Origin of the sequence: Anaerotruncus massiliensis (ex Togo et al. 2026) (assembly GCF_900199635.1) — a bacterium.
Classification (GTDB): Bacteria; Bacillota; Clostridia; order Oscillospirales; family Ruminococcaceae; genus Anaerotruncus; species Anaerotruncus massiliensis.
Genome location: NZ_LT962682.1, coordinates 1 through 3392, shown reverse-complemented (window position 1 = coordinate 3392; position 3392 = coordinate 1). Strand labels below are relative to the sequence as shown.

Here is a 3392-nt window from a genome sequence, read left to right as displayed (position 1 = left end):
GCACCGAAAAGATCGGTTCCGGGCTCGTGAGCGTCATGGTCCGCGGGGACGTCGGCGCGGTGAAGGCCGCCGTCGAGGCCGGCGGGGCCGCCGCCGCCCGTTTGGGCGAGGTCGTCGCGACCCACGTGATCCCGAGGCCGCACACGGATGTGGAGAAGATTCTCCCGCATCTGGACTGACCGCTTCCGGCAGGAAAAGCCCGCCGGGCGGGTCCGCCCGGCGGGAATTGACGAATATAGGAGGCGGAGAAAATGGCCGTGGATGAAAAACTCGTGGAACTGATCGTCCGGCAGATTGTGGCACAGCGTCAATCCGGGGCGCCCGCCGGGCTGCCGCCCATCCCGGTGGGGGTCTCCGCGCGGCATATCCACCTGACGCGGGAGCACATGGACATCCTCTTCGGCAAGGGCAGCGAGCTCCACAACATCAAGGAGCTGATGGGCGGGCAGTTCGCCGCCCAGGAGCAGGTGACGATCCTCGGACCGTCCCTGCGGCCGATCGAAAAGGTCCGCGTGCTCGGGCCGCTGCGCAAGCAGACGCAGATTGAAATCTCGCGCACCGACACCTTCGTGCTCAAGGTGCGCCCCCCGGTTCGCCCGTCGGGCGAGATCCGGGGCTCGGCCGGGCTCACAATTGTCGGCCCCTGCGGGGTCGTGATCGTCGAGGAGGGCTGCATCATCGCCAACCGGCACATCCACATGTCGCCGGAGGACGCGCGGATCTACGGCGTGCGGGACGGCGACCTGGTCGAATGTCTCGCGGAGGGGGAGCGCCGGACGATGCTCTACGACGTGCAGATCCGGGTTGCGCCGAGCTTCACGCTGGAAATGCACATCGATACCGACGACGCCAACGCGATCGGGTTCACCGGCAAGCCGCAGGTGACGATCGTCAAACGCGGCGGCTGACCGGACGGAAGGGATTAACTATGGTATGCGGAAAGGTCACCGGCACGATCGTCTCCACCCGCAAGGTGGAGACGCTTGTCGGTTCTAAATTTCTCGAGGTCGAGCTCTACCGGAACGGCGCGCCGACGGGGGAATTCCTCGTCGCGATCGACCGGGTGGGCGCGGGCATCGGCGAGCGGGTGCTCATCACCCGCGGCAGCGGCGCGCGCCTGGCGCTCGACGACCGCGAGACCCCGACCGACGCGGTGATCGTCGGGATCATTGACGAATGAGGCGGTTTTCCGCCGGGAAGGGAGGGGAAGCCCCATGGAACTGGAACTGCTGAGGGATACAATCGAGGCAGCCGGCGTGATCGGCGCGGGCGGCGCGGGGTTCCCCACCCACCGGAAGCTGGCGCGGGGGATCGACACGGTGCTGGTCAACGCCGCCGAGTGCGAGCCCCTGCTCTACACCGATTTCACCATTCTGCGGGAGCACCTCGACCGGGTGTGCGAGGGCGCGCGGGAGCTGTGCGACGCGATGGGCGCCGCACAGGTCCTCGTGGCGATGAAGGAGCACACCGCCCTGCGCCTCGGCGTCGCCCAGGGGGAGGAGCTCCCCTGCGGTGCGCGCGCCGCGCTGCTGCCCGACGTCTACCCGATGGGCGACGAGATCATCATGATCTACCAGGCGCTCGGCCGGGTCGTGCCGCCGGGGCAGCTGCCCAGCGCGGTGGGCGTGGTCGTCGTCAACGCCGAGACGGCCTACAACGTCTCGAACGCCGTTCGGGGCGCCCCAGTGACGGAGAAGTGGCTTACGATCGGCGGCGCGGTGGAACATCCCGTCGTCGTGAGGGTGCCGGTCAACTGCGGCGTGCGCGCGGTCCTGCGCGCGGCGGGGGTAACGGTCCCCACGGGGCATGTCGTCGTGGACGGCGGCCCGGCGATGGGCAATATCGTGAATCCCGCCTCCGCCGTCGTGACCAAGAAGACCAAGGCGCTGCTCATCCTGCCGGAGGAGATCCCGGCGATCGCCAACAAGGCCGCGCCGGTCGAACGGCTGCTCAAACGGGTGCCGTCCGCCTGCTGCCAGTGCATGTACTGCACCGAGCTCTGTCCGCGCCACCTGCTGGGGTATCCGCTCCAGCCGCACAAGACGCTGCGGGCGGTTGGCGCGGGGGCGCCGGGCAACCCGGAGGAGTTGCTCACCGCGTCGCTTTGCAGCGGCTGCGGGGTGTGCACGCTGATGGCCTGCTGCCAGGGGATCGCGCCGTCGGCGGCGATGACCGCCGTCAAGCAGAGCCTGGGCAGGCACCGGATCGGCTACCGCGCGGACGGGCCGACGAAGCCGGACTCCGAGCGGGACTTCCGGATGGTGCCGGTCAGCCGGTTCAAAAGCCGGATCGGCGTGGCGAAATTCGACCGGGAGGCCGAATGGGCCGGCGACCTGCCGGTGGCGCAGGCCCTCTGGCGCCTGCCGCTCTCCCAGCATGTGGGAAAGCCGTCGGAGCCGGTCGTGGCCGTGGGCGACGAGGTGGCGGCGGGCCAGCTGATTGCGAGGGCGCGGGAGGGCATCTCCGCGGCGCTGCACGCGCCGGTCGCGGGAACAATCTCCCGCGTGACGGATACGGAAATTGAAATGACGATGGGCGAGGTGAAATAAGAATGGACTATGCGGTAGGCGTACTGGAACTGCGGAGCATCGCCCGGGGAATCGAAGCGAGCGACGCCGCGCTTAAATCCGCCGGGATCCGGCTTATTTCGGCGCAGCCCATCTGCCCCGGGAAGTTCGAATTGGTGATCACCGGCGAGCTCGCGCAGGTGAACGCCGCGATGGATCGGGTCAAAGCCGGCTTCGAGGAGAACCTGCTTGACGCGGTGCTGCTCGGGCGGATCGACCCGGCGGTGGTCAAGGCGCTGCTCGGCGCGCAGCCGGAGGCGAAGCGCGGCGCGCTCGGCACGATCGAGACCTTCACCGTCGCCAGCGTGATTCTGGCCGCCGACTGCGCGGTCAAATCCGCCGACGTGGAGATCCTCGAGCTGCGCACCGCGCGCGGCATGGGCGGCAAGGGGGTCGTCCTGCTGACGGGCGACGTGGCCGACGTGACGGCCGCCGTCGAGGCGGGCGCGCGCTACGCCAAGGAGCAGGGCGTGTTCGTGGGCCAGTCGATTCTCGGCGCGCCCCACGAGGAGCTTTGGAACTTCCTGTAAAAGCATCAGCAAAGGAGGCGTCCGGCCAACGGCCGGACGCCTCCTTTTTTCATGCGGCGGAATTTTTATTTCGGCGGCTCGGGCATCACCGCGTAGATGGGCGGGGTCACGTCGAGCGCGATCGGACCGGGCGGCCCGTGCTCGGAGAGCCAGGCCTCCCGCTCCGCGTCGAGCGTCTCCCGGAGGGCGTAGGGGTCGGGCCGCCCTGGCAGCGAAACCTCAGCGGGCGCGGGGGTGGGGACATACGCCTCGGGGCAGGCGGGGACGGCCAGCTCGGGGGGGATGGGTTTCCCCT

At 69.0% G+C, this 3392-nt stretch carries 6 protein-coding genes; 5 read left to right on the top strand and 1 reads right to left on the bottom strand.

The window, feature by feature from the left end; genetic code table 11:
- The 5 genes from C1A13_RS00045 to C1A13_RS00025 form a co-directional block, all read left to right on the top strand.
- The coding region (locus C1A13_RS00045; protein WP_146021652.1) for a BMC domain-containing protein at positions 1-179 on the top strand (179 nt) is incomplete at its 5' end.
- A gap of 72 nt (positions 180-251) precedes the next feature.
- Complete coding sequence (pduL, locus tag C1A13_RS00040; RefSeq protein WP_101547911.1) at positions 252-908, top strand: phosphate propanoyltransferase; 657 nt, start codon at positions 252-254, stop codon at positions 906-908.
- Between the two features lie 20 nt (positions 909-928).
- Positions 929-1180 carry a EutN/CcmL family microcompartment protein gene (locus C1A13_RS00035; RefSeq protein WP_101547909.1) on the top strand — a complete coding sequence of 84 codons (252 nt, stop codon included), beginning with the start codon at positions 929-931 and terminating at the stop codon, positions 1178-1180.
- Positions 1181-1214: 34 nt separating this feature from the next.
- Positions 1215-2549 (top strand): 4Fe-4S dicluster domain-containing protein, encoded by a 1335-nt coding sequence (locus C1A13_RS00030; protein ID WP_101547907.1) that lies wholly within the window; start codon positions 1215-1217, stop codon positions 2547-2549.
- Between the two features lie 2 nt (positions 2550-2551).
- On the top strand, positions 2552-3097 hold the full coding sequence (locus tag C1A13_RS00025) for a BMC domain-containing protein (RefSeq protein ID WP_101547905.1): 546 nt from the start codon (positions 2552-2554) through the stop codon (positions 3095-3097).
- A 65-nt stretch (positions 3098-3162) separates the two neighbouring features.
- Here C1A13_RS00025 and C1A13_RS14730 read toward each other — a convergent pair.
- A partial coding sequence (locus C1A13_RS14730; RefSeq protein WP_207654165.1) for a hypothetical protein occupies positions 3163-3392 on the bottom strand: 230 nt, incomplete at its 5' end.